Here is a 24,557-nt window from a genome sequence, read left to right as displayed (position 1 = left end):
TCTTGAATCTCGTGCGCCCACCCGTTGCTCGTTCACAAACATGAATTCACAGTGGGGTCCGGACCCCATCAGGTCCCGCGTGACGCGTGGCTAGCGTGTCGGGGACCCCCGCACCCGTCCGTGAGGACCTCCGTGACCCCCGCACCACCCGACCGGTCCGGGAGCACGGCCCCAGCGCGGCGCGGCTTCCGCGACGACATCCAGGGCATGCGTGCCCTCGCCGTCCTCGGGATCCTCGTCTTCCACGCCGGCCTGGCGCCGTACTCCGGCGGCTTCGTGACCCTCGACGTCTTCTTCGTGCTCTCCGGGTTCCTCATCACGACGCTCCTGCTGCGCGAGGTCGCCGCCACCGGGACGATCGACCTCATCGCCTTCTACGTCCGCCGCGCACGACGGATCCTCCCCGCGGCCACCGTCGCGATCGTCGGGACCGTCACGGCGTCCTACCTCTGGCTGCACCCGCTCGACGCGCGCGACGCCGCGGTGGACGGCGTCTGGGCGTCGCTCTTCGGCGCCAACGTCCGCTTCGCCGTCGAGGAGACCGACTACTTCACCCGGTCGGACCCGCCGTCGCCGCTCCAGCACTTCTGGTCGCTGTCGGTGGAGGAGCAGTTCTACCTCGTCATGCCGGTCGCCCTGCTGGGCGCGGTCCTCGTCGCCGCGCGGCTGCTGCGCCGCGGTGACCGGGGCCGGACCGTCGCGATGGTCGGCGTGCTGTCGGTCGCCAGCGCGGCCAGCCTCGCGTGGTCGGTGCACGCCTCGACCGCCTCCCCCGAGAGCGCCTACTTCTCGACCTTCACGCGCGTGTGGGAGTTCGGAGCCGGGTCGCTGCTGGCGATCGCCGCTCCCCGCCTCGCCGGGTCCCTCACCCCGCTGGTGCGCAACCTGGTGGTCGCGGCCGGGCTCGGGCTGGTCGCGCTGGCGATGTTCACCCTCACGACCGAGTCGGCCTTCCCGGGGTGGCTGGCGCTCCTGCCCGTGGTGGGGACCTGCCTGGTGATCCTCGGTGGCACCGGCGCCGGCACCGAGGGCGACCGGTTGCCACTGGCCCAGCGTGCACTGGGAGTCCGGCCGCTGCGCGTCGTCGGCGACGCGTCGTACTCCCTCTACCTGTGGCACTGGCCGGTCCTCGTGATCGCCGAGCAGCGCCTCGCCCGGGAGCTGACCCCGCTCGACCTCTGCGTCGTGCTCGCGGTGACCGTGCTCATGACGTGGGCGTCGTACCGCTTCGTGGAGACCCCGTTCCGCAGGGTGCGCGGCACGCGGTCGCGGGGGATGCTGCTCTACCCGGCCGCCGTGACGACCGCGGTCGTCGTCTGCCTGGCCTCCACCCACCTCATCGACCGGCAGGTGACCGGCGACGACCCGGGCATCGAGGTCGCCGACTACGAGCGCGGCATCGACGGCTCGGCGTTGTCCGACGACCCCGCGATCGCCGCCGTGCAGGCGTCCGTCCGCGCGGCGCTCGAGGGCCGGGAGGTGCCGCGCGACCTGCGGCCCGCGCTCACCGAGCTCAAGGACGACCGCGCCGACCTCGGCGCGTGCGAGTACGTCGGCACGCCGGAGCGGCTCTGCCTGCGCGGCGACCCCGACGGCGACCGGACGCTGGTCGTGCTCGGCAACTCGCACGGGCGGCACTGGGCGCCCGCGCTCGACCGGATCGCGGAGCGCGCCGGGTGGAAGGCCTACTTCCTGGTGAAGTCGCAGTGCACCCCGGCTCGAGTCCAGATGGTGCGCGGCGGGCAGGACGAGCCCTGGCGGGGTTGCCTCGACTTCAACGACTGGGCCGAGGACCGGGTGCGCGAGCTGGCACCCGACCTCACGATCGTGTCGACGTCCGGCGCGCCCAACGTGGAGGTCGACGGCGAGGTCGTCCGCGAGACCGACGGCGTCGTCGCCGAGCTCGGCCACGGGATGGCCCGGCTCCTCGACGACCTCGGACCGCTCACCGACCGGCTCGTGCTGCTCGAGGACGTCCCGCGGCGCCGGACGTCGCCGGAGCGCTGCCTGCCCCTGCTCGACTCCGACCTCGGCGACTGCCTCAGCGGCACCACGCGACGGGCCGACGCGGTGAGCCGGGTGAGCACCGAGGCCGCCGAGGCGGCCGGCGTGGAGGTGGTGCGCACGCGGCAGTGGTTCTGCGACCGGGGCAGGTGCCCGGCGGTCATCAAGGACATGGTCCCGCAGCGCGACGTGGGGCACGTGACCACGACGTACGCCCGGTGGCTGGCGACGCCGCTCGGCCGCGCCCTCGGCCTGCTGCCGCCGCGCGACGGCGATCAGTCGACGAGACCGGCGCCGTAGGCCCAGATCACCAGCTGCACCCGGTCGCGGAGGTCGAGCTTGTCGAGCAGGCGGCCCATGTGGCCCTTCACGGTCGCCTCCGACAGCGCGAGCGACTCCGCGATCTCGCCGTTCGTCAGGCCCTGCGCCACGAGGGTGGCGACGTCGAGCTCGCGCGGCGTCAGCAGCGCCAGGCCCGGGTGGGGCACGACGTCCGCGCGGGGGTCGGGCAGGTGCGAGCCGACGGCGTCGAGCAGGGCCCGCGTCACCCGGGGCGCGACGACGGCGTCACCGGCAGCGACCGAGCGGATGCCGGCGACGAGCTCCTCGGGGCGGGCGTCCTTGAGCAGGAAGCCGCTGGCCCCGGCGCGCAGCGCGGCGAAGGCGCTCTCGTCGAGGTCGAAGGTGGTCACGACCAGCACCCGGGCGCCCGGGTCGGCGGCGACGATGGCCGAGGTGGCGGCGATCCCGTCCACCACCGGCATCCGCACGTCCATCAGCACGACGTCGGGTGCGAGCGCGGCGACCATCGCGATCGCCTTCTCGCCGTCGCCCGCCTCGCCGACCACCTCCAGGTCGGGCTCGGCGTCGAGCAGCATCCGGAAGCCCATCCGCACCAGCGGCTGGTCGTCGACGAGCAGGATCCTCAGCGCCGTCACGGGTCCAGCCTCCCGGACGACCTGCGCAGGGCCGCGTGGACCCGCCAGCCGTGCGGGTCCATCGGCCCGGCGGTCAGCTCGCCGTCCCAGGCCGCGACGCGCTGCGCCATCCCGGCCAGCCCGCGTCCGTCGGGACCGCCCGCGCGCGCCGGCGTACCTGCTCCGTCGTCGCTGACCTGCACCTCGACCACGTCGGCGTCGGCGCGCACGGACAGCTGGGCCGAGGTGCCCCGGAGTGCGTGGCGCAGCGCGTTGGTCAGGGCCTCCTGGGCGATCCGGTAGACCGCGAGCTCGGCGCCCGCGCCCCAGCCGTCGAAGGACCCGTCGACGTCGGCGGTGACGCCGAGGCCGGCCGCCCGGAACCGCTCGACGAGCCGCGGCAGGTCGGCGACGGCGGGCTGCGGCTCGCGCGAGGCCGAACCCCCAGCCGGATCGGGGTCGTCCTCGGAGAGCACGCCGAGCACGCGTCGCATCTCGGCCAGCGAGCTCCGGCCGGTCTCGGCGAGCGCTCGCAGGGCGACGCCCTCCTGCTCGTCGCGCTCGCGGTCGCCGGCGAGGACGCCCTCGGAGAGCCGCACCATCACGGTGATCGAGTGGGCGACGACGTCGTGCATCTCGCGCGCGATCCGGCGCCTCTCCTCGGCGACCGCGATCCGCGCCTGCTGGTCGCGCTCGACCTCGAGCTGGCGGGCGCGGGCCTCGAGCTCGCGGTGGTACTGCCCGCGCACCCGGACCACGCTCCCCGCCAGGGCGGCGGCGGCGAGGAGCGCCGACAACAGGCCCCCGGCCACGGTCGCCGAGACGGGCGGCCCGCCGCGCGGCCCGCCGACGTCGGCGATGCGCAGCGCGACGACCACGTTGAAGACGGTGGCGAGGCCGGTCACGACGAAGCCGGCGACCCGCGACCCGCTCCACCACGAGAGCCCGACCACCAGCAGCATCAGGACGGTCGGCACCAGCTGGCGGCCGTCGGTGACGACGTAGGCCACCAGCAGCAGCGCCATCGACGACGCCAGCGCCGGGAGCGGCCGGCTCCGCGCCCCGTGGAGCGCGCCGATCGCCACGAGGACCAGCAGCGCGGACACCGGACCGCCGGAGCGCCACTGGGCCGGTGCCAGGACGACCGCCAGCAGGACGAGCGCGGCCGGGCCGACCCGGGCGTCGAGCGTCGCGCGCCGGCGCCGGTCGCAGGTGTCGTCCACGGGCTCACCGTAGGTGCTGCGCGGGGCCACGACGAGCGACCGCGGGAGGGGTCCGGGACCGGCGACCCCCTCCCGTGGTCGGGGGTCCGCGACCGCGATCCGGGCCTGTCGGCGCTCACCGGCTCCCCGGCGTCGTACCTAGCGTCGAGGCACACCCACCAGCCAGAGGAGTCACCATGACCGCCTTGTCCGAGACCCGAGGCGACGCCCGCTCCTCGAGCACCGTCGTACGCCGCGGCCTGACCGTCGTCGCCGCACCGGTCGCGGCGGTCGCCGCCTGGGCCGTGCTCACCGCCGTCCCCGGGGCCGACCTCGTCGTCGACCCGGGCGCGGCGTCCGCCCAGACCGTCGGTGCCGTGCCGGTCGTCGTCATCTCGGTCGTGGCGGCGCTGGCCGGGTGGGGCGTGCTCGCGCTGCTCGAGAGGTACGCCGCCTCCCGCGCCACCCGCGTCTGGCGGGCCGGGGCCGCCGTGGTCCTCCTGGTCTCGCTCGTCCCGCTCCTCGCCCCGGGCACCACCGACACCGGGACCCGCGTCTCGCTCGCCGCCCTGCACGCCCTCGTGACCGGCGTCGTCGTGCTCGGCATGACCCGGCCCGCCCGCACCCACTGATCCACGCACCCACCGAAGGAGATCGACATGACCACCACCCGCACCCTCACGAGCAGGTTCACCCGGGCCGTCACGACCGTCGCGGTCGGCGCCGCCGCCGGCGCGACGACCTACGTCCTCGTCCCGTCCGCGGGCGCCGGCGTCGAGGCCACGTCGGCGTCGACCTCCGTGTCGGCCACCGCCGCCGGCGCGGGCACGGACGAGGACACCGACCAGGGCGGTCCGGGCTGCGGGCCGTTCGGCGCCCGGGTCGAGGACCGGCTCGACGACCTGCCGGCCGACCTCCGGGCCGACCTCGAGGTGGCGTGGGCGATCACGGACCGCGCCGAGCGCGGCGACGCGCTGCGCGAGATCTGGCGGGCCGCGAAGGACGGGGACTACGGCGCCGAGGTCCAGGCGCACGTCGAGGACGGGCCGTTCGTCGGCCGTGGTGGCTGGGGCCCCGGCGGGCACCGCGGGCCCTGGGGCCGCTGATCCGTCTGACCCGTCTGACCCGTCTGATCCGTCGAAGTGCCCCGGAGGCGTCGTCCGACTCGGCTAGCCTGCCGGCATGGACGGCGCCTCACTCCTGATCGTCCTGCTGGGCGGCATGGTCATCGTCGGGCTCGTGTCGGTCTACTACCTGGGCGAGGTCAAGCGCGAGGCGGCGGACCTCACGCCCCCTCCGCCGATCGAGCCGCTGCCGGACGGCCTGCCCGAGCCGTCGGCCGACGCGCCTCCCGCCCCGCCGGCCACTCCCGAGCACGAGGCCGCACTGGTCGCCTCGCGCGACCAGGCCGTGCTGCTGCGACGCGACTTCCCGCCCCGCCCGGGCGCCCTGAGCCACTGGGGCGGGGTCCCGTCGGTCCCCCGCGACTTCACGTGGCCCTTCTTCGTCACCACCGACGGCACCGAGCGGGCGATGCACCACGTGCTCCAGCTCGACTGCTCGACCATCCCGGAGGCGGGTCGGCTCGGGCTGATGCCCGACCGGGGCCTGATCTACGTCTTCCTCGACCTCGACTGGGGCATCCACTGGCGGTGGAGCGTGCGCTACGTCGACGCCACCCCCGACCAGCTCGTGCCCGCACCGGTCCCCGCCTCGCTCCCCCACGCCTACGGCGAGCGCGCGTCCTGGCGCTGGCCGAGCACCGATGCCGAGTGGCCGCGGCTGCTGCCGGCGTGGAGCATCGACCCGGTCGTCGTCACGGGCGATCCCGCCGCCGAGGTCGACGAGCCGGACTTCTGGCCCGGCACGGTCCGGCTCGCGGCGCGGGTCGCGGCGATCGACGGCGCGGTCGTGGAGGCGCGGTGGTTCTCCACCAGTCACGCCGACGGCGTCCTGGTCCGCCCGTGGTCGTCGTACCCCCACGACTGGCGTGCGGTCTCGATCCTCACCGGCCACCTCGCCCGGCAGGCCCGGCGGCAGCACCTCGACCACCACGTCCGGCAGGGCGTGATGACCGAGGCGGAGGCCGACGACTCCCTCGTACGACTGCGCGCGGGCGCCGAGTCCTGGTCGGCGCGTGCTGCGGCGTCGCCGGCGTGGGCTCCACTGACCGCGGCCGAGAGCGACGAGGTGTGGCAGCTCGTCCTCGACCACCAGCCGGTGGCGCACGTCGCGCTGGCCGACGCGGTCAACGACTCGCTCGACGCCACCCTGGCCGGCAACCCGGACGCGGCGCGGGTGCTGCCGGCCGAGGCGCTCGACCTGGTCAGGTCACGGCACGCCCTGGCCACGCGGCGCGCCGACGGCGAGCTGCACGTGGCCGACGTCGACCGGATGCTGAGCGCGCCGTCCTACGTCCAGGGCGACGCGGAGGAGCGGATCGGCGAGTGGATCCTGCTGCTCGAGATGTCGTCGGACGAGGCGATCGGGCACCACTTCGCCGAGGGCGTCTACCAGTTCTGGATCCGCCCGGCAGACCTGGCCGCACGGCGCTTCGACCTCGTCGAGCTCACCGCGTCGGCCTACTGAACAGGTCAGGCGGCGACGCGGGAGCGGAGCCGGTCGACCATCCGGCGCAGGGCGCTGGCCGGGCGGGCCTGCGGCGTGAGGGGGAGCATCGAGGTCAGGCCCTCGCGCTCGGCCATCAGCTGGACGGCGTCGTCCTCGTAGGCCTGGGCGAGGCGCTCGGCGAGCGCGACGTCGTCGGCCTCGACCGCGGCGTCGATCCGGCGGAGGTAGTGGTCGTACAGGTCGTCGAGCTCGTCGATCAGGCGCATGTCGGTCTCCTCGGGTGTGCGCGTACGTCCAGTGTGCGCGCTCGATTGGAACGATCCAATACCGCGGCGGTGTGATCTCGCTCGCGGCGGCGGCCGGGCTCCAGGTCCCGACTCAGGACTCGGTGCGCTGGTCCGGCTCGAGGCGCTCGGCCAGCTCGCGGGTCTCCGCGTCGAGCTCGGCGGGGGCGGCGCCCTCGATGCCCCAGGCCCGGGCGATCGCCGTGTGCGCGTCGGCGAGCGTCGCGTCGGGCGCCTCGGCCCGCACGGTCCCCACCGACGCCGCGTCGAAGGGCAGGTCGAGGTGGCCGTGCACCTCGGTGAGCACCTCCTGGAGCCGCTCCTGGTCGTCGACCACGACGAGCGAGCTGAAGAGCCACGCGTCCTTCACCACGCGCTGCGCGGTGCCGACGAGCTTGACGGTCCCGCGCGCGTTGACGCTGTGGGCGCCGGGGCAGTACTCCCCCGGCACCGGCCCGACGCGCGCCTCGATGCCGAGGTCGCGGAGTGCAGCGGCCATCAGCTCGCCGTAGGACTGGAACCGCTGGTCCATCGCGCCCACCGCCTGCGGCTCGCGGCGTACGACGTCGAGGACCAACGCTTTGCCGGTGTAGGCCACCACCCGGCCACCGACCGCGCGCACCGCGGTGGCGAACCCCGCGTCCTCCGCGGCCCGCACCGCAGCGGCGTACCCGGGCAGGCGGGTGTCGCGCCGGCCGAAGACGACCGCGGGCGCGGCGGGCCGGTAGAGGTGGACCGCGGCCCGGAGGGCACCCACCGACGCGCGCCGGAGCAGGGCGTGCGCGACCGCCAGCTCGCCGGACTCGCGCCCGGCCAGCGGGCCGAGGAAGACGGTGCTCATGGGGACATTCCACCGGATCGGGGTAGGAAGGAGCCATGGACCCTCACACCGCCGGCCGCACCGCTCGCATGCTCGAGCCTCTCCACGCGCTCGGCTACTTCGCCCGGGAGGTGGACGACGAGGTCAGCGCCCTCGGTGTGCGCAGGGGCCGCGCCACCTACTTCGCGTCCCGGGCGGCCCCGATGGGTCGCGTGGGTGCAGGCCCGGTCGCGGCGACGTTCTACGTGTTCAACCCGTCGCTGGTCGCCCACTTCATCCCCTCGGCCTGGGAGTCGGCGAGCCCGGACGAGGTCGTCGCCGCCCGCTACCGCGGCGTCTCGGCCGCGTGGGCACGACTGCTGGGCGAGGAGGTGCTGGCCTCCGACGAGGTGAAGGAGGCCGCAGACCTGGCCCGCGCGGCTGCCGGCGGTTGCTCGGTGGCTGGACGGCCGCTCCACGCCGCGCACGCCGACCTGCCATGGCCCGTCGAGCCCCACATGGCGTTGTTCCATGCGATCACGCTCCTCCGCGAGCACCGTGGGGACGGACACGTCGCCGCACTGGTCGGATCCGACCTCAGCGGCATCGACGCACTGGTCACGCACACCGCGACCGGCCGGGGCTTCACCCGGGCGGCCGCGCAGTCCACCCGGGCCTGGTCGGACGACGAGTGGGCGGCCTCCGTGGCGGGCCTGGCGGAGAGGGGACTGATGACCTCCGCCGGAGAGCTCACCGAGGAAGGCACAGCACTGCGTCGGACGGTCGAGCACCGGACCGAGGAGAGCGCCTTCGCACCGTGGCAGGCACTCGGCGAGTCGGGCACGCAGCGGCTGACCGAGCTGTGCCGTCCGCTCGTCACCACGGCGCTGGCCAACGGCGCCTTCCCCGAGGGTGTGTTCGCCTGAGGGTCGACCGCGGCTGAGCCCGGCGCCGGGCACTGGTCCCGCCCGCCTACCGTGGGCGCATGACCGAGCTGCCCGCCGATCCCGCCTCGCTGTCACCGCAGGAGATGCGACGGCTCCAGCAGGAGCTGCAGAGGTTCATGCTCGGCTACGAGTTCGGCCTGCGCGAGATCGAGACCAAGATCTCGATCCTCAGCGACGAGTTCCGGCACATGCACGACTACAACCCGATCGAGCACGTCAGCAGCCGGGTCAAGTCCGCCGAGAGCCTCTTCAGCAAGATCACCCGCAAGAAGCTGCCGCGCGACCTCGACGCGATCCGCGAGCACGTGCGCGACGTCGCCGGCGTCCGCGTCACGTGCAGCTTCGTCCAGGACGCCTACCGGATCTTCGACCTCCTCACGCAGCAGGAGGACGTCACCGTGATCGAGGTCAAGGACTACATCGAGTCGCCGAAGCCCAACGGCTACAAGAGCCTGCACGCCATCGTCGAGGTGCCGGTGTTCTTGTCCACCGGTCGCCAGGACGTGCCGGTCGAGGTGCAGCTGCGCACCATCGCGATGGACTTCTGGGCCAGCCTCGAGCACAAGATCCACTACAAGTACGACGGCCGCGTGCCCGCCGACCTCGTCGGCCAGCTCCGCGACGCCGCCGACACCGCGCAGGCGCTCGACGACCGGATGCAGGCCCTGCACCAGGAGCTGCACGGCCCGCACCGCTGAGGCGCGGTCTCACCCCAGCGGCACGACCGACGCGAACGGTGCGGACACCAGTCCCTCGCGGGTGCGCACCCGGTAGCGGGTCCGTCCGCGAGCCTCGACGACACCCTCCAGCCCCCCGAAGCGACCACCGCCGGAGAGCCGCACGGGTGCGCCGGGGCCGAGCGAGAGCGCCGACCTCGCTCGCGTGCTCCCGCCCGCCGCCCGGGCACGGATCTCGTCGAGCTCGAGCACGAAGTTGGGGTGCATGGGCGCCGGACGGCCGCGGAACGTCCAGTCGTGGAGGGCCGCGGGGTCGAACCTGCCCGGCGTGCACGCGCCACACGACGTGACCCGCTCCGGACGCCGGTGGGCCGTACGCCGGTGACCGGCCGGGCACGTCCCGACCCAGCCGCCCTCCACGCGCGGGACGTCGGAGGAGACGCAGCGCTCGGCCGAGCAGCCGATCCGGAGCGCGGTGGCCCGCCACACCGCGTCGTGGCCGTGCTCCGGCCCGACGAGCGCGTGGGCGATCTCGTGCAGGACGGTGTCGCGCACCTCGTCGACCGGGTGGAGCTGGGTCAACGGCCGGGACAGGCCGATCTCACGGCGACCGGGCCGGCACACGCCGGCCCGGGTCTTGGCCCGGTCGAACACTAGGCGCCAGCCCTCGAGGCCGTGCTCGGCCATGAGCCCCTGCGCCATCACGCGCGCGTCAGCGAGATCCATGGGCCGGATCCTGACAAACACCACCGACAGGCGGGCTACCCGGCGCGGTGCTCACGTGGTGACGACGACGGCCCGGTGGTCGGAGGGCGTGTCGATGAGCTCGACGCTGCGCACCCCACCGGTGGTGAACACGTCGTCGATCCTGCGGCGCGGTCCGAGGGTGCCGGGACCGTCCGGCCTCGCAGCCCAGGCGGACACGAGGCCGGGCAGCTCGAACCCGTGGAAGTTCGAGTCGCCGAGGGCGACCACGTCGTGACCGGCCTCGAGCCGACGGCGTACGACCCGTGCGAGGGCCGCGACCTCGTGGCGGTGTCGCTCGACCAGGGCCGGCCGGTCAGCGCGGTAGACGTCGTGCGCCTGCACCCCCGAGACGAGGTGGTAGTCGACCAGGCAGAGCAGGCGGCCGTCGTCCGGGCCGTGCCGGTCGTGCAGCAGCACCTCCTGTGCAGCGCGTGGCACCTCGAGGCCCGCCGGTCGCCCGCCCCGGTCGGCGCGGCCGGGTCGGCTCAGCAGGTGCAGGCGTGCCGAGACGAGGTCGTAGCGAGCCGTGCGGAAGCCCACCGTGCAGCCGCCCACCAGCGGCGCGAGCCAGCGGTACGGGCCGCGCCCGCCCAGCGGCACACCGCCTGTGGTGACGCGACCGCTCGCGCGCAGCAGCGGCGCCCGAGGGGGATGCCACTCCTGGAGCCCGACCAGGTCCGGCGGTCCCGACGTGTGGGTGCCGCCGAGGACCAGGTCGAGCGCGGCGCGCGCCGCCGTGGCCCGGAGCACGTACTCGACGTTGGCCGAGCCGATCACCGTGGCCACCGCACACCTCCTCCGTCGCGCCTCGCGGCTCAGGGCTCGAGCGCGAGCTTCCCGCCCGGGTGGCCGCCCATGAGCAGCTCGGCCGCCTCGAGGGCGTCGGCGAGCGGGAAGGTCCGCGCGACCGGCACCAGCAGACGCCCCTCGCCGGCCAGGCGCACCAGGTCGGCACGCACGGCGTCGCGGTAGGCCTGGCTGGCCGGCATCGCACCGGCGATCGCGATGAACCCGTCTGCTCGCGCGCGCTCGGCAGCAGCGATGGTCACGATGCGCCCCCGGTCGGCGACGAGGGCGAGCGAGACGTCGACCGCCTCGTCGGTGCCGACGCAGTCGAGCGCCGCGGCGACACCGTCGGGAGCGAGGTCACGGACGCGCTGCTCCAGCCCGTCGCCGTACGCCACCGGGGTCCCGCCGAAGTCGCGCACGGTCTCGAACCGTGCCTCGCTCGCCGTGCCGATGGCCCTCGCCCCGACCATCGCGGCCTGCTGGAGGACGCTCACGCCGACGGCTCCGGACGCACCGTGGACCAGGATCGTGTCGCCGGCCGAGACCCCGGTGACGTGCAGCATCTCGGCGGCCGTGCAGCCCGCGAGGAGCAGGTTCGCCGCCTCCGCCCACGACAGCGAGGCGGGCTTGGCGAACACGTCGGCGGCCGGCACGGTCACCGCGCTCGACCACCCGCCGGCGATCCGGAACGCGAGCACCTCGTCACCCACGGCCACCGGGCCCGACGCCGCCAGGGTGTCCGGCCCCACGGCGGTCACGACCCCGGCCACCTCGTAGCCGACGGGTCGCGGGAAGTCGTCGGGGTTGCCGCGGGCGACGTGCTTGACGTCGGCCGGGTTCATCCCCGCGGCATGCACCTCGATCGTCACCTCGCCGGCGCCGGGGGCGGGCGGCTCGAAGTCCTCGAGGACGAAGCCGCCGGTGTCGCCGGGGCGGGTCGCGATCCAGTGCTGTGCCATGACCCGAACCTAGCCCGGGCCGCCCGACCCGACGCAGGCTCGGCGCCGGGTCAGTCCCGGGCTCAGCCCTGGGCCATGTCGACGAAGCGGGAGTAGTGGCCCTGGAAGGCGACGGTGAGGTCGCGGGTCGGGCCGTTGCGGTGCTTGGCCACGATCAGGTCGGCCTCACCGGGACGGGTCGACTCCTTCTCGTAGACGTCGTCACGGTGGAGCAGGATCACCATGTCGGCGTCCTGCTCGAGCGACCCGGACTCACGCAGGTCGCTCATCATCGGGCGCTTGTCGCCGCGCTGCTCGGGACCACGGTTGAGCTGGGACAGCGCGATGATCGGGCACTCGAGCTCCTTGGCGAGGAGCTTGATGTTGCGCGAGAACTCCGAGACCTCGAGCTGGCGGGACTCGACCTTCTTGCCCGAGCTCATCAGCTGCATGTAGTCGATGACGATGAGCTTGAGGTCGTGGCGCTGCTTGAGCCGACGCGCCTTGGCCCGGATCTCCATCATCGTCATGTTGGGGCTGTCGTCGATGAACATCGGGGCGCCCGAGACCTGGCCCATCTTGCGGGCCAGCTTGTCCCAGTCCTCGTCGCGCATCGTGCCGTTGCGGATGTGGTTGAGCGGCACCTTCGCCTCGGCCGAGAGCAGGCGCATCATGATCTCCGAGCGCGTCATCTCCAGGCTGAAGAAGACGCTCGTGAGGTTGTTGTGGATCGAGGCCGCGCGGCAGAAGTCGAGCGCGAGGGTCGACTTCCCCATGGCGGGACGGGCCGCGACGATGATCATCTGCCCCGAGTGGAGGCCGTTGGTCAGGTCGTCGAGGTCGGCGAAGCCGGTGGGCACGCCGTAGAGCCCGGCCTCGCGGTTGCCGATCGCCTCGATCTCGTCGAGGACGCCGCTCATGATGTCGCTCAGCGGCGCGTAATCGACCGCTGCACGGCGGTCGGTGACCTTGTAGACCTCGGCCTGGGCGTGGTCGACGACGTCGTCGATCTCGCCCTCGCCGGCATAGCCGAGCTGCGCGATCCGGGTGCCGGCCTCGACCAGGCGGCGCAGGATCGCCTTGTCGCGCACGATCTCGGCGTAGTAGCCGGCGTTGGCCGCGATCGGCACGTTGGCCGACAGCGTGTGGAGGTAGGGGGCGCCGCCGATGCGCTGGAGCTCCCCGCGCTTGGTCAGCTCGGCGGCCACCGTGACCGGGTCGGCTGGCTCGCCGCGGCCGTAGAGGTCGATGACCGCGTCGTGGATGACCTCGTGGGCCGGGCGGTAGTAGTCGACGCCCTTGATCACGTCAACGACGTCGGCGATCGCGTCCTTGGACAGCAGCATCGACCCGAGCACGCTCTGCTCGGCGGCGTTGTCCTGCGGGGGCGTGCGGTCGCCCGCCGATCGGGGCGACTCACCGGGCTCGTAGGCCGCCGGTCCGTCGCCCCAGGCCTCGTCGGTGTCGCCGTCGAACGCGATGCTCACCCGTAGCTCCTCTGCTGCGCTGCTGTTGCCGGCGACCCCGTCGTGGTCGACGGTAGGGAGGGCCACCGACACTCCCACCGACGTGCACGTCAGGACTACTTCCGCGCGAGACCGTACGTGCTCGGGGGCGGCCGGGGGAAGCCGACGAGGCCGAGTTATCCACAGGCTCTGTGGAGAAGCTGGGCACTCACGTGGACGACACGCCCGGCCACGTGCACATGCCGTGGAACGTCCTGTGGACACAGCAGGACAGTCGGCCCTCATCTGGCCTCTGACCTGCGGAAACGTCGTACACACGCTGTGGACGGAAAACAGTCGTGATGTCGGGTCGTTCACCTGTCCGACATCTGGAAGTCGCCGGTTGCTTTGTCGACACGGGCGGGCGACCACGGTCCCCGCGTCATCATCCACACCGCCATGCACAGGTAGTCCGAATGGACTATGTACACCTCGCGGCGACGGTCGATATGTGAACGCCCCGGGCGTGCCGCCAGGGCCGTTTCCTAGGGTGGGCACCGTGAGACCAGTCAACCGGGAGATCCTGCGCCTGGCCGTCCCGGCCTTCCTCGCGCTCGTCGCCGAGCCGCTCTTCCTGCTCTCCGACGCCGCCATCGTCGGGCACCTCGGCACGCCCGAGCTCGCCGGCCTCGGCGTCGCCGCCGTGGTGCTCCAGACGGTCGTCGGGCTGTGCGTGTTCCTCGCCTACGGCAGGACCGCCAGCGTCGCGCGCCACCTCGGCGCCGGGGACCTCCGCGCAGCGCTCGCCCAGGGCGTCGACGGCGTCTGGCTCGCGGTCGTCATCGGCACGATCGCCACCGTCGCCGGCATCGTCCTCACGCCCACCCTCGTCGGCGCCTTCGACGCCGGCGCCGAGGTCAGCGGGCACGCCGAGACCTACCTCTCCCTCGCCTTCCTCGGCACCACCCCGCTCCTGGTCATGCTCGCCACGACCGGTGTGCTCCGCGGACTGCAGGACACGCGGACGCCGCTGCTGGTCGCGGTGGCCGGCAACGGGCTCAACATCGTCCTCAACGTCGTCCTGGTCTACGGCCTCGACCTCGGCATCGCCGGCTCGGCGATCGGGTCGGTCGTCGCCCAGGTGCTGTCCGCCGCGTGGCTCGTGGCCGTCGTGGTCCGCGCCGCCCGGGAGCACGACGCACCGCTCACGCCCGACGGCGCCGGCATCCGCGCAGCCGCGCACGCGGCGATCGCGCTCGTGATCCGCACGCTCGCGCTGCGCGCCTGCCTGCTCGTGGGGACGTACGCCGTCGCCCGCGCCGGCACGCAGGGCTCCGACGTCACCATCGCCACCCACCAGATCGCGATCACCCTCTGGAGCTTCCTCGCCTTCGCGCTCGACGCCATCGCGATCGCCGCGCAGGCCCTCACCGGGCGCGCGCTCGGGAGCGGCGACGTCGACAGCACGCGCCGCCTCACCCGCCGGATGGTCCAGTGGGGCTGGGGCAGCGGGATCGTCGCCGGGTTCGCGCTCGCCGCCGTGTCGCCGTTCATCGGTGCACTCTTCACCAGCGACCCCGAGGTGCGCGCCCTGCTCGTGCCGGTGCTCCTCGTCGCGGCGCTCGGCCAGCCCCTCGCGGGGGTGGTCTTCGTCCTCGACGGGGTGCTCATCGGAGCGGGGGACGGCACCTACCTCGCGTGGGCCGGCCTGGTCGTGCTGGCGGCGTACGCCCCCGCGGCGCTGTGGGCGGCGACCCTCCCCCACGGGCTGGTCGCGGTGTGGATCGCGATGACCTTCGTCTTCATGGGTGCGCGCGGTGTGCTGCTGACCCTCCGGGCGCGCAGCGAGAAGTGGATGGTGACCGGAGCCTCACTCGCTCGTTGAGCCTCTCGAGCAGACGTCACGCCTCGGGAGGGCAGATGAAGATCGCACGCGCCGCACTGAAGGGGGCGCTCGTCGCCCTGGTCGCCGGAGGCCTTGTGCCGCTCGCCGGCGCGGCCCCGGCACAGGCCGCCGCCGGCTGCACCGACGAGACGCCGCCGTCGGTGCTCCAGGACGGGTGCGACGACGCCACCCCGCCGGAGACCTCGGTCTCCTCGAGCGTCACGCCCAACGCCGCGGGCCTGGTCACCACCTCGTCGGTCACCTTCACGCTCGGCTCGTCGGTCGACGACGGCGACCTCGGGCCGTTCGGCTTCGAGTGCCGGCTCACCGGCACGCCGACGTCGTACGACTGGCAGGCGTGCCCGAGCATCGTCACGCTCACCGGGCTCCCCGACGCGGCGCCCGGGACCTATGTCTTCGAGGCCCGCGCCGTCGACCTCGGCGACCGCGCGATCGACCCCGACACCCTCCTCGGACCCGGGTCGGTCGTCGACACCCCCGACCACGACCAGACCCCCGTGCGCGTCGCGTGGGGCCAGGACACCAGGGCGCCGTTCGTGTTCGTCACCGGCAGCACCTACGACGAGGCCACGCCGACGCAGCCCGTCGTGACCAGCGAGACCGTGCCGATCCGGCTGAACAGCAGCGAGCCGGGCTCGACCTTCGAGTGCACCGACAACGGCACGGCGATCCCCTGCTCCGCCGGCCGCTTCGAGCTGGCCGGCGCCGCACCGGGGCGGCACACCTTCACCGCCCGGACCCTCGACCGGGCGGGCAACGCCAGCGGCTGGTCGGACCCGATCGAGTTCTTCGTGCCGCGCAACATCGTGCGGACCACCGGGAAGGCATCGGGATCGGCGGCACGTACGACCCGCGCCGTGCGGGTCTCGAAGGGCTGGCGGACCGTGCGCGACGCGGGCTACTTCCGCGGCGACGCCCTGAGGGCGACCACGCGCGGCGCGCGCCTGGTCCTCCCGCGCACCGAGGTCGGCGAGCTCCGCCTGCTGGCTGCCACCGGACCGCGCTTCGGCAAGGTGCGGGTCCGCGTGGGCAACCGCGCCTGGCACGTCGTGGACCTCGCCGCACCGGCCGCGAGCTCGCGCCAGCTCGTCGTGATCGACCGCTACTCCGGGATCCGCACGGGTCGGATCACCATCGAGTCGCTGAGCAGGAAGCCGGTCGTGGTCGACGCGGTGGTCGCCCGGCCGAACCGGTTCCCGGCCGCCAGCTGACGACCGCACGACGCAGGTCCGGGACGACGAACGGCCCGCCGCCCCCGGAGGGGCAGCGGGCCGTCGTGTGGTGCGTCAGGCGTCGATCAGGCCGGGACGACGTTGAGGGCCACCGTGGCGGACACCTCGTCGTGCAGCTTGACGGCCACGGAGTGGCTGCCGAGCGACTTGATCGGGTTGGCGACGAGGATCGTGCGCCGGTCGACCTTCTCGCCGGAGACCTCGGAGATCGCGTCGGCGATCTCCGCGGTGGTGACGGCGCCGAAGAGGCGGCCGCCCTCGCCGGCACGGACCTTCACGTTGACCGTGCTGGCCTCGAGCTTGGTCTTGATCTCCGCGGCGTGGCTCTCGTCGCGCGCCGCGCGGGAGGCACGGGCGGACTTGATCGACTCGATGGTCTTCTCGCCACCGCGGGTCCAGCGGATGCCGAGGCCCCGGGGAACGAGGTAGTTGCGGCCGTAGCCGTCCTTGACCTCGACCACGTCGCCGGGGGCGCCGAGGCCGTCGACCTCCTGGGTCAGGATGAGCTTCATGTCTCGTGCTCCTCTCAGCGACCGGTGGACGTGTAGGGCAGCAGAGCCAGCTCGCGCGCGTTCTTGACGGCGATGGCCACGTCGCGCTGGTGCTGGACGCAGTTGCCGGTCACGCGACGGGCGCGGATCTTGCCACGGTCGGAGATGAACTTGCGGAGGAGCGTGGTGTCCTTGTAGTCGACACCGGTCGCCTTCTCCTTGCAGAACTGGCAAACCTTCTTCTTGGGCTTGCGCAGAATTGCCTTGGCCATTGTGGTGCTCCCTTTCAGTGAGCCCGGCCCTGAAGGCAATCAGGGACGGAATGGTGGTGGGTGTTGCAGGTGATCCGGATCAGGATCAGAAGGGCGGCTCGTCGTTGCCGCCGCTGACCCCGGGCGTGGCCCACGGGTCGTTGGCCGGGGCGCCGCCCTGCTGGCCGCCGCCCTGTTGGCCGCCCTGGGGCTGGCCGCCCCAACCGGCGCCGCCACCCTGCGAGGGAGCGGGGCTGGCCCACGGGTCGTCGGCCGGCGCGGACTGACCGCCACCGCCGCCACCCGAGTAGCCGCCGCCACCGCCGGAGTAGCCGCCACCGCCGCCGGACCGGGTCGTCTTGGTGACCTTGGCCGATGCGGAGCGCAGCGACGGGCCGACCTCCTCGACGTCGATCTCGAAGACGGTGCGCTTCTCACCCTCGCGGGTCTCGTACTGACGGGACTTGAGGCGACCCTGGACGATCACGCGCATGCCCCGCTGGAGGGACTCGGCGACGTTCTCCGCGGCCTGGCGCCACACAGCGCACGAGAGGAACAGCGTGTCGCCGTCCTTCCACTCGTTGCTCTGGCGGTCGAAGGTGCGCGGCGTCGACGCGATCCGGAAGTTGGCCACGGGGGCACCCGAGGGGGTGAACCGCAGCTCCGGGTCGTCGACGAGGTTGCCGATGACGGTGATCGTGGTCTCGCCTGCCATGTCAGGTCTCCTCAGAATTTCCTGCTGATCCGGTGTTGCTCTGGGTGCTGCCCATCAAACAGGCAGGCACCCACAGCGGGAAGGGTCTATCCACAGACGCCCGCGAGGGCGGTCAGTGGGCGTCGGGACGCATGACCTTCGTGCGCAGGATCGACTCGTTCAGCGTGAGCTGGCGGTCGAACTCCTTGACCGTCGCGGGCGTGGCCGTCAGGTTGATGACGGCGTAGATGCCCTCGGCGTTCTTCTTGATCTCGTAGGCCATCCGACGGCGACCCCACACGTCGAGGGACTCGATCGAGCCACCGTCCTTGCGGATCACGTTGAGGTACTTGTCGAGCGACGGCTCGATGGTGCGCTCGTCGAGACTCGGGTCGAGGATGACCATCACTTCATAGGCACGCATAGCGGTCTCCACCTCCTCTGGGCTAGAGCGGCCACGGGCTTTCCGTGGCAGGAGGGCTGTGCGTGGTGGCGGGCGATCGATTCGCACGCCACCGGGTGCTGCGTGTTGCCCGCAGGCAACCGGGGAAGGCTACCAGCGCGGCGACCGCCGGCCGGAATCGTCGTACGACGGCTCCGACCGGCGGTCAGCGGCTGGCAGGTGGCGCGTGGTGGCGGGCGGTGCGTCAGTCGGCGGAGCGGCGCACGAACGACAGCGCCGTGCCCGCGATGGCGGCGAGCAGTGCGAGCCAGTAGCCGATGCCACGGCCGATGTCGATGCCGTCGCAGAGGCCGTCGATGCCGGCGTCGTCGCAGCCGCCGCCGGGGGTCACGAAGAGCGCGACCAGCAGGCAGAGCGTCGCGACGGCGAACAGGCCGAGCACCGCGTCGCGCAGCGGGACCGGCAAGGAGAACGAGACGCCGAGCAGCCTGGTGACCAGCAGCCCGGCGGCGACGACGGCAGCGAGCACGCCGAACCAGCCGAGGAAGCCGTGCCAGGCGTTGGCCGAGCTCCCGGCCGAGGTGCCGAGGATCTCGACCGACACCGTGTAGAAGGGCAGCAGCGAGGCGATGAAGGCGACGAGGCCGGCGCCGATGATGCCGAGGTCGAGCGGGTTGCCGGCCTTGAGCTTGTCGGCGGCCTGGCTGGCCTGGGCGGCGTAGTCCGGCCCCGGCGCGGACGGCGGGGTCGAGGCGGCGGGCGGCGGGGTCGAGGCTGCGGGCTCGACGGGCTGGGTCGGCTCCGGTGTGGGCTCGGCCCCGGGAGTGGTGTCAGACATCGGGATATCCCCCTCTTGGGCCCCGGGAGTGCGGGGCCGATCAGCGGGAGACTGTCGCAGTCCGGGGTCGCCCGCAAGGGGGCTGGCCACACCATCGCCGGGCGGGAGACGGTCGTCACCAGCCCTGTGGACGACCGCAGCGCGCCGGGGTCGACTCGGGCTAGCGTCGAGCGGTGCCCCCTGCCTCGCGCGCCCCCGCCGTCGTGGCGGGCCGCTACCGGCTGCTCGACCAGGTCGGCGCGGGAGGGATGGGCTCGGTGTGGCGGGCCTACGACGAGCGCACCGGCCACCACGTCGCGGTCAAGGTGCTCGGCCAGCACAGCGCCGCGCTCCTGGCGAGGTTCGTGCGGGAGCAGGCGATCCGGGTGCGGCACCCGCACGTCGTCGCGCCGCACGGCTGGGCGGCCGAGGACGACCTCGTGGTGCTCGCGATGGAGCTCGTGACGGGCGGGTCGGTCGCCGACCTGCTGCGCGAGCGCGGACCCCTCGACGCCGGCACCGCGGGCGTGCTCCTCGAGCAGCTGCTCCTCGGCCTGGGCGCGGTCCACGCGGCCGGGCTCGTCCACCGCGACGTCAAGCCGGCCAACCTCCTCCTCGAGGCCACCCCGCACGGCGCACCGCACCTGCGCCTCGGCGACTTCGGGGTCGCCGCGCCCGTCGCCGACCGGCGCTTCACCACCGTCCCCGGCGCCATCGGCACCGACGGCTACATGGCGCCCGAGCAGGCCCACGGTGCGCTGCCCGAGCCGTCGCAGGACCTCTACGCCGTCGGCCGGGTCGCCCTGGAGATGGTGACCGGCCTGCGTCCCAGCCGGCAGCACGACGTCCCGTCCCACCCGCTCCGGCCGCTCGTCGACCGGTTGCTCGTCGCCGACCCCGCCCAGCGCCTGGCCACCGCCGACGCGGCCCTGCGCCTGCTCCGCCGCCTCGACCTCCCCGAGCCGCTCTGCCCGCCGGTGCCCGATCGGCTGGGGCCCGCGCCACGCGGTCGTCGTACGACGTCGGGTGGGGGTGTCGACTGGCTCGGCTGGCTCGCCGTCGCGGGGCTCGTCGGCGTGGTCGCCGGGTGTCTGTGCCTGCTCCTAGGGTGGTCCCCATGAGCACCCAGCAGTCCACCCAGGTCGCGATCGGCGCGCACGTCGAGCAGACCGACCCCGTCGCCGAGGCGCTCGCCCGCGACACGACGCTCGTGCAGTTCTTCCTCGGCGACCCGCAGGGCTACAAGGGCCCCGAGATCAGGTACGACGGTGGCGCGGCCGCCCTGCGTGCCGCGGCCGAGGAGGCCGGCGTCGACCTCTACGTCCACGCGCCCTACATCGTCAACGTGGCGACGACCAACAACCGGATCCGCATCCCGAGCCGCAAGCTGCTCCAGCAGCACATGGACGCCGCCGCCGAGATCGGCGCCAAGGGCCTGATCGTGCACGGCGGGCACGTCAACAAGGACGACGACCCGGCGAAGGGCTTCGACAACTGGCGCAAGGCCGTCGAGGCGACCGACATCAAGGTGCCGCTGCTCATCGAGAACACCGCGGGCGGCGACAACGCCATGGCGCGCCACCTCGACCGCATCGCCGGGGTGTGGGACGCGATCTCCGCCGCACCCCACGCCGACCAGGTCGGCTTCTGCCTCGACACCTGCCACGCCTGGGCCGGCGGCATCGACCTCGGCGACGCGGTCGAGAAGGTCCGCTCGATCACCGGCCGCATCGACCTCGTCCACGCCAACGACTCGCGCGACGACTTCGACTCCGGTGCCGACCGGCACGCGAACTTCGGCCAGGGCCACCTGCCGCCCGACGAGTTCGCCGGGGTCGTGCGCGAGGCCGGCGCCCCGGTCATCTGCGAGACGCCCGGCGGGGCCGCGGAGCACGTCGCCGACTTCGCCTGGCTGCGCGAGCACCTCTGAGCCCGACAGGACACCTGCAAGAAATCTGCCGAGGTCGTGCAACCAAACGCCGGCCCACCGCGTCTGCACCTGTGAGGGGACCAGACACGTACGGGGGTCGTGTCTGGTCCCTTGTACGGTTCTGAGGGTGACGACCTCAGTGACGACCGGGCTGACCCTGCGCCCGATCACGACGCAGGAGCACCGCGACTTCATCGCCGGCCGGTCGTCCGCGAGCTTCCTCCAGACGCCCGGGTGGGCGAGCGTGAAGGCGGAGTGGAAGGCCGAGTCGCTCGGCTGGTTCCGCGGTGACGAGATCGTCGGAGCCGCGCTGGTCCTGAACCGACAGCTCCCGCGCGTGAAGCGCTACCTCGCCTACCTGCCCGAGGGCCCGGTCATCGACTGGACCGGCGACGACCTCGAGGCCTGGCTGCGCCCGATGGTCGCGCACCTGAAGAAGCAGGGCGCGTTCGCGATCCGGATGGGACCGCCCGTCGTGACCCGGCGGTGGTCGGCCGAGCAGGTCAAGGCCGGCATCGCGGACGAGACGGTGCGCCGGCTGGGCGACGTACCTCCCCTGGAGCGGTCGCAGGACGGCGCGCGCGTGATCGCCCAGCTCCACGAGCTCGGCTGGCAGCAGCAGTCGGCCGAGGGCGGCTTCTCCGCCGGGCAGCCGCAGTTCAACTTCCAGATCCCGCTGGTCGACGAGTCGGGCGCCCCGCGCACCGAGGCCGACGTCCTCGCCGGGATGAACCAGCTCTGGCGCCGCAACATCAAGAAGGCCGACAAGTCCGGCGTCGAGGTGGCCCTCGGTGGCCGCGACGACCTCAAGGCCTTCCACGACCTCTACGTCCACACCGCCGAGCGTGACCACTTCACGCCGCGGCCGCTGGCGTACTTCCAGACGATGTACGACGCCCTCGCCGCGGAGGACGCGGACCGGATCCAGCTCTGGCTGGCCCGGCACGAGGGCGACCTGGTCGCCGCCACGATCGCGATCCGCGTCGGCACCCACGCGTGGTACTCCTACGGTGCCTCCTCGACCGAGAAGCGCGACGTGCGCGGCTCCAACGGGGTGCAGTGGGCGATGATCCGCCACGCGATCGCGGCCGGCGCCGAGGTCTACGACCTGCGCGGCATCACCGAGACGCTCGACGCCGACGACCCGCACGTCGGGCTGATCCAGTTCAAGGTCGGCACCGGCGGCGAGGCCGTGGAGCACGCCGGCGAGTGGGACCTCCCGGTCAACCGGGCGATCTACAAGGCCTTCCAGCTCTACCTGGCCAGGCGGGGGTGACGCGCCGATGAGCCTCACCCTCACGGTGGACGGCGACCGCTGGCGCCGGCACCTCCTCAGCACCGTCACCACGCACCCGGGCATCGTCCCGGTGGCGAAGGGCAACGGCTACGGCCTCGGGCTCGGCCGCCTGGCCCGTCGGGCGCAGTGGCTCGCCGACCACGCCGGTGAGACCGGGGCGCCGCTCGACCTGCTGGCCGTCGGGACCTACGACGAGGTCCCGGAGGCGGCCACCCGCTACTCCGGCGACCTGCTGGTGCTCACGCCGTGGCGACCGTTCGGCGCCGCGCTCGACCTCGACGAGCGCACGGCCGCGCGGGTCGTCCACACGGTCAGCCGGCCCGAGGACCTCGCCGCGCTGCGCGAGCGCGACCCGCGGGCGCGCTTCGTCCTCGAGCAGCTCACCTCGATGATGCGGCACGGCATGACCCGGCGCGAGCTCGCGACCGCGGCCGAGGAGCTCGGACAGGCCCGCAGCGGGCTGCGCGGCGTCGCGATGCACCTGCCGCTCAACACCACCTCGCACCTCGGCGAGGTCACCCGGCTCATCAACGAGATCGTGGCCTCGGGCCTGCCGACCACGACCGTCTTCGCCTCCCACCTCACGGCGAGCGAGCTCGCCCGGCTGGCCACGAGCTACCCCGACTTCACGGTCCGTCCGCGCATCGGCACCGACCTCTGGCTCGGCGACCGCGGCGCGCTGCGGGTGGGCGCGACCGTGCTCGACGTGCACCAGGTCGAGCGCGGCGACACCTTCGGCTACCGCGGGCGCAGCGTCCCGAAGAGCGGCCACATCGTGGTGGTCTCCGGCGGCACCGCGCACGGCATCGGGCTCGAGGCGCCGACCGGTGACCAGTCGCTCAAGGCGCGGGCCGCGACCCTCGCGCGCGGCGGCATGGACGCGGTCGGCTTCGTCCGCTCGCCCTTCTCCATCGACGGCAAGCAGCGCCTGTTCGCCGAGCCCCCGCACATGCAGGCCTCGATGCTGTTCGTGCCGTCAGGCGCGCGCGTCCCCCGCGTCGGCGAGGACATCGACGTCCGGATCCGGTTCACCGCCACCGACTTCGACCGCGTCGTCGTCAGCTGACTCCGACGCGGCGTCCCGCACGACGGCGACGACCAGCCAGAGCAGGGCGCCGACGCGCAGCACGACCGCCAGCCAGTAGGCCCGGTCGTCGTCCGTGATCGTCGGGTCGAGCGCCATCCCGACCCACCAGCCGGTGATCACCGAGCTCAGCAGGGTCAGGCCCTGCCACACGAGCAGGTCGCGCCAGCGTCGTACGCCGATCGCGGCCAGCGGCAGCGCCAGGAGGGCCGCCTCCGGAGGGGCGGACGGCGCGACGACGAGCGCCGCGGCCAGGAGTACGAGCCCGGCCCGCGCACTGGTGACGGCCGTCGGTCGTCCGGCGCGGCGCGCCAGCCACCACACCAGCGCGGCCGCGGCCGTGAGGGCCGCCAGCTGCACGACGGTGCGCGTGGTCGACGACGGCGGGTGACCGGCCTGCTGGAGCAGCAGCCACACCGATCCGGTGTCCGCCTCGGGGATGCTGCCGCGGCCGGGGAGGGTGAGGACGACGTAGGCGGCTGCCGCCGCGAGGAGGGCGTCGACACGGTCGCGCATCCGGGCCCCGACGGCGATCACGCCGACGAGGGCGAGCACCACCGGGAGCGCGAAGGCGGCACCGATGCCGGCACCGACGCCGGCCAACCAGGCGCGCCCCGAGGTCCAGCCCCACAGCAGGACGGCGATCCCGACCGCGGCGACGAGCTCCCAGGAGAGCCAGTGGACCAGCAGCACGGGCGACATCGCCCAGCCGGCCGCCGCCCAGGGGCGGCGGTGGTCGACCCGGACCAGCAGGGCGGTCGCGAGGAGCGCCAGCGCCGCGAGCAGCACCGCCAGGCCCGCGGTCGAGCTGACCGGGCCCGACCCGGGGAAGAGCTCACCGAGCCGCTGGAGCCAGGTGGCGACGTGCGGAGCGGAGGCGTCGTCGGTCGAGCGCCCGGCCAGCTCGCTCCAGCACTGCTGGGCGAACGGCTGGTTCGGCTTGCTCCACCCCGACGGCACGCAGGCCGACTTCGAGACCATGCCGAGGGCCAGCACGACCGCGGTCGAGCCGAGCAGCACCCGCGCGGGGCTCCACCACCGGTGCCCGGCGGAGTGCTCGCCCAGCGGACCGCCGACGACCTCGGACATCGCCGCGACGACGGGATCGGTGCGCGTCGGGCTCTCCACGGTC

At 73.6% G+C, this 24,557-nt stretch carries 26 protein-coding genes; 12 read left to right on the top strand and 14 right to left on the bottom strand.

What is annotated here, in order from left to right; translation table 11 throughout:
• Positions 1-132 precede the first annotated feature (132 nt).
• Positions 133-2,304 (top strand): acyltransferase family protein, encoded by a 2,172-nt coding sequence (locus BLV76_RS07710; RefSeq protein WP_090968602.1) that lies wholly within the window; start codon positions 133-135, stop codon positions 2,302-2,304.
• Here the strand turns inward: BLV76_RS07710 and BLV76_RS07705 are convergent.
• Together BLV76_RS07705 and BLV76_RS07700 are read right to left on the bottom strand one after the other, a co-directional pair.
• The gene (locus tag BLV76_RS07705; protein ID WP_090972464.1) at positions 2,280-2,894 is read right to left on the bottom strand and encodes a response regulator; all 615 of its coding nucleotides are present in this window, start codon (positions 2,892-2,894) and stop codon (positions 2,280-2,282) included. The genes BLV76_RS07710 and BLV76_RS07705 overlap by 25 nt on opposite strands.
• A gap of 44 nt (positions 2,895-2,938) precedes the next feature.
• Positions 2,939-4,144, bottom strand: a complete 1,206-nt coding sequence (locus tag BLV76_RS07700; RefSeq protein WP_139306517.1) for a sensor histidine kinase — start codon at positions 4,142-4,144, stop codon at positions 2,939-2,941.
• 176 nt (positions 4,145-4,320) lie between these two features.
• On the opposite strand from BLV76_RS07700, the gene BLV76_RS07695 reads away from it, so the two are divergent.
• The 3 genes from BLV76_RS07695 (at position 4,321) to BLV76_RS07685 (ending at position 6,712) form a co-directional block, all read left to right on the top strand.
• A complete protein-coding gene (locus BLV76_RS07695) occupies positions 4,321-4,755 on the top strand; it encodes a DUF6069 family protein (protein WP_090968600.1) in 435 nt (144 codons plus the stop codon).
• A gap of 27 nt (positions 4,756-4,782) precedes the next feature.
• Positions 4,783-5,229 (top strand): hypothetical protein, encoded by a 447-nt coding sequence (locus tag BLV76_RS07690; protein WP_090968599.1) that lies wholly within the window; start codon positions 4,783-4,785, stop codon positions 5,227-5,229.
• Between the two features lie 76 nt (positions 5,230-5,305).
• Positions 5,306-6,712, top strand: coding sequence for a DUF1963 domain-containing protein (locus BLV76_RS07685; protein ID WP_090968598.1), 1,407 nt, complete (start codon positions 5,306-5,308; stop codon positions 6,710-6,712).
• Between the two features lie 5 nt (positions 6,713-6,717).
• Here BLV76_RS07685 and BLV76_RS07680 read toward each other — a convergent pair whose 3' ends face one another.
• Together BLV76_RS07680 and BLV76_RS07675 are read right to left on the bottom strand one after the other, a co-directional pair.
• The gene (locus tag BLV76_RS07680) at positions 6,718-6,960 is read right to left on the bottom strand and encodes a hypothetical protein (protein WP_090968597.1); all 243 of its coding nucleotides are present in this window, start codon (positions 6,958-6,960) and stop codon (positions 6,718-6,720) included.
• 112 nt (positions 6,961-7,072) lie between these two features.
• Complete coding sequence (locus tag BLV76_RS07675) at positions 7,073-7,819, bottom strand: lipoate--protein ligase family protein (protein WP_090968596.1); 747 nt, start codon at positions 7,817-7,819, stop codon at positions 7,073-7,075.
• 35 nt (positions 7,820-7,854) lie between these two features.
• On the opposite strand from BLV76_RS07675, the gene BLV76_RS07670 reads away from it, so the two are divergent.
• Together BLV76_RS07670 and BLV76_RS07665 are read left to right on the top strand one after the other, a co-directional pair.
• Positions 7,855-8,703, top strand: a complete 849-nt coding sequence (locus BLV76_RS07670; RefSeq protein WP_090968595.1) for an SCO6745 family protein — start codon at positions 7,855-7,857, stop codon at positions 8,701-8,703.
• 59 nt (positions 8,704-8,762) lie between these two features.
• The gene (locus BLV76_RS07665) at positions 8,763-9,422 is read left to right on the top strand and encodes a GTP pyrophosphokinase (RefSeq protein ID WP_090968594.1); all 660 of its coding nucleotides are present in this window, start codon (positions 8,763-8,765) and stop codon (positions 9,420-9,422) included.
• Between the two features lie 9 nt (positions 9,423-9,431).
• Here BLV76_RS07665 and BLV76_RS07660 read toward each other — a convergent pair whose 3' ends face one another.
• The 4 genes from BLV76_RS07660 to dnaB form a co-directional block, all read right to left on the bottom strand.
• Complete coding sequence (locus BLV76_RS07660) at positions 9,432-10,127, bottom strand: SprT-like domain-containing protein (protein WP_090968593.1); 696 nt, start codon at positions 10,125-10,127, stop codon at positions 9,432-9,434.
• Positions 10,128-10,178: 51 nt separating this feature from the next.
• Positions 10,179-10,934 (bottom strand): exonuclease/endonuclease/phosphatase family protein, encoded by a 756-nt coding sequence (locus tag BLV76_RS07655; protein WP_090968592.1) that lies wholly within the window; start codon positions 10,932-10,934, stop codon positions 10,179-10,181.
• A 29-nt stretch (positions 10,935-10,963) separates the two neighbouring features.
• On the bottom strand, positions 10,964-11,896 hold the full coding sequence (locus tag BLV76_RS07650) for a quinone oxidoreductase family protein (protein WP_090968591.1): 933 nt from the start codon (positions 11,894-11,896) through the stop codon (positions 10,964-10,966).
• 62 nt (positions 11,897-11,958) lie between these two features.
• The gene (dnaB, locus tag BLV76_RS07645) at positions 11,959-13,356 is read right to left on the bottom strand and encodes a replicative DNA helicase (protein ID WP_425433741.1); all 1,398 of its coding nucleotides are present in this window, start codon (positions 13,354-13,356) and stop codon (positions 11,959-11,961) included.
• Between the two features lie 523 nt (positions 13,357-13,879).
• Between dnaB and BLV76_RS07640 the strand changes: the two genes are divergently transcribed.
• Both BLV76_RS07640 and BLV76_RS07635 read left to right on the top strand, forming a co-directional pair.
• Positions 13,880-15,205: an MATE family efflux transporter gene (locus BLV76_RS07640; RefSeq protein WP_245734589.1), complete on the top strand. Its 1,326-nt coding sequence runs from the start codon at positions 13,880-13,882 to the stop codon at positions 15,203-15,205.
• Between the two features lie 35 nt (positions 15,206-15,240).
• Positions 15,241-16,437 (top strand): hypothetical protein, encoded by a 1,197-nt coding sequence (locus tag BLV76_RS07635; RefSeq protein WP_090968589.1) that lies wholly within the window; start codon positions 15,241-15,243, stop codon positions 16,435-16,437.
• A gap of 86 nt (positions 16,438-16,523) precedes the next feature.
• Here the strand turns inward: BLV76_RS07635 and rplI are convergent, their stop codons facing one another.
• From rplI to BLV76_RS07610, 5 genes are all read right to left on the bottom strand, one after another.
• Positions 16,524-16,970: a 50S ribosomal protein L9 gene (gene rplI, locus BLV76_RS07630; RefSeq protein WP_090968588.1), complete on the bottom strand. Its 447-nt coding sequence runs from the start codon at positions 16,968-16,970 to the stop codon at positions 16,524-16,526.
• Positions 16,971-16,984: 14 nt separating this feature from the next.
• On the bottom strand, positions 16,985-17,221 hold the full coding sequence (rpsR, locus tag BLV76_RS07625) for a 30S ribosomal protein S18 (protein ID WP_056603689.1): 237 nt from the start codon (positions 17,219-17,221) through the stop codon (positions 16,985-16,987).
• 85 nt (positions 17,222-17,306) lie between these two features.
• On the bottom strand, positions 17,307-17,915 hold the full coding sequence (locus BLV76_RS07620; protein ID WP_090968587.1) for a single-stranded DNA-binding protein: 609 nt from the start codon (positions 17,913-17,915) through the stop codon (positions 17,307-17,309).
• Positions 17,916-18,027: 112 nt separating this feature from the next.
• On the bottom strand, positions 18,028-18,318 hold the full coding sequence (gene rpsF / locus BLV76_RS07615) for a 30S ribosomal protein S6 (protein WP_090968586.1): 291 nt from the start codon (positions 18,316-18,318) through the stop codon (positions 18,028-18,030).
• Positions 18,319-18,541: 223 nt separating this feature from the next.
• Positions 18,542-19,135, bottom strand: a complete 594-nt coding sequence (locus BLV76_RS07610; RefSeq protein WP_090968585.1) for a hypothetical protein — start codon at positions 19,133-19,135, stop codon at positions 18,542-18,544.
• Between the two features lie 173 nt (positions 19,136-19,308).
• Between BLV76_RS07610 and BLV76_RS07605 the strand changes: the two genes are divergently transcribed.
• From BLV76_RS07605 to BLV76_RS07590, 4 genes are all read left to right on the top strand, one after another.
• Positions 19,309-20,235 carry a serine/threonine-protein kinase gene (locus tag BLV76_RS07605; protein WP_245734588.1) on the top strand — a complete coding sequence of 309 codons (927 nt, stop codon included), beginning with the start codon at positions 19,309-19,311 and terminating at the stop codon, positions 20,233-20,235.
• The gene (locus BLV76_RS07600) at positions 20,232-21,044 is read left to right on the top strand and encodes a deoxyribonuclease IV (protein WP_090968584.1); all 813 of its coding nucleotides are present in this window, start codon (positions 20,232-20,234) and stop codon (positions 21,042-21,044) included. The genes BLV76_RS07605 and BLV76_RS07600 overlap by 4 nt, the downstream gene beginning before the upstream one ends.
• A 127-nt stretch (positions 21,045-21,171) precedes the next feature.
• Positions 21,172-22,320 carry a lipid II:glycine glycyltransferase FemX gene (locus tag BLV76_RS07595; protein WP_281246154.1) on the top strand — a complete coding sequence of 383 codons (1,149 nt, stop codon included), beginning with the start codon at positions 21,172-21,174 and terminating at the stop codon, positions 22,318-22,320.
• Between the two features lie 7 nt (positions 22,321-22,327).
• A complete protein-coding gene (locus BLV76_RS07590) occupies positions 22,328-23,407 on the top strand; it encodes an alanine racemase (protein ID WP_090968583.1) in 1,080 nt (359 codons plus the stop codon).
• On the opposite strand, the gene BLV76_RS07585 is transcribed toward BLV76_RS07590, so the two are convergent.
• Positions 23,318-24,553 carry a hypothetical protein gene (locus tag BLV76_RS07585; RefSeq protein ID WP_090968582.1) on the bottom strand — a complete coding sequence of 412 codons (1,236 nt, stop codon included), beginning with the start codon at positions 24,551-24,553 and terminating at the stop codon, positions 23,318-23,320. The two genes, BLV76_RS07590 and BLV76_RS07585, sit on opposite strands and share 90 nt — an antisense overlap.
• Between the last annotated feature and the right edge of the window lie 4 nt (positions 24,554-24,557).

The sequence above is a fragment of the Nocardioides exalbidus genome (assembly GCF_900105585.1).
Lineage (GTDB): Bacteria > Actinomycetota > Actinomycetes > Propionibacteriales > Nocardioidaceae > Nocardioides > Nocardioides exalbidus.
Note: the sequence above shows the minus strand (reverse complement) of the source record. Positions and strands in the feature narration are given on the sequence as shown.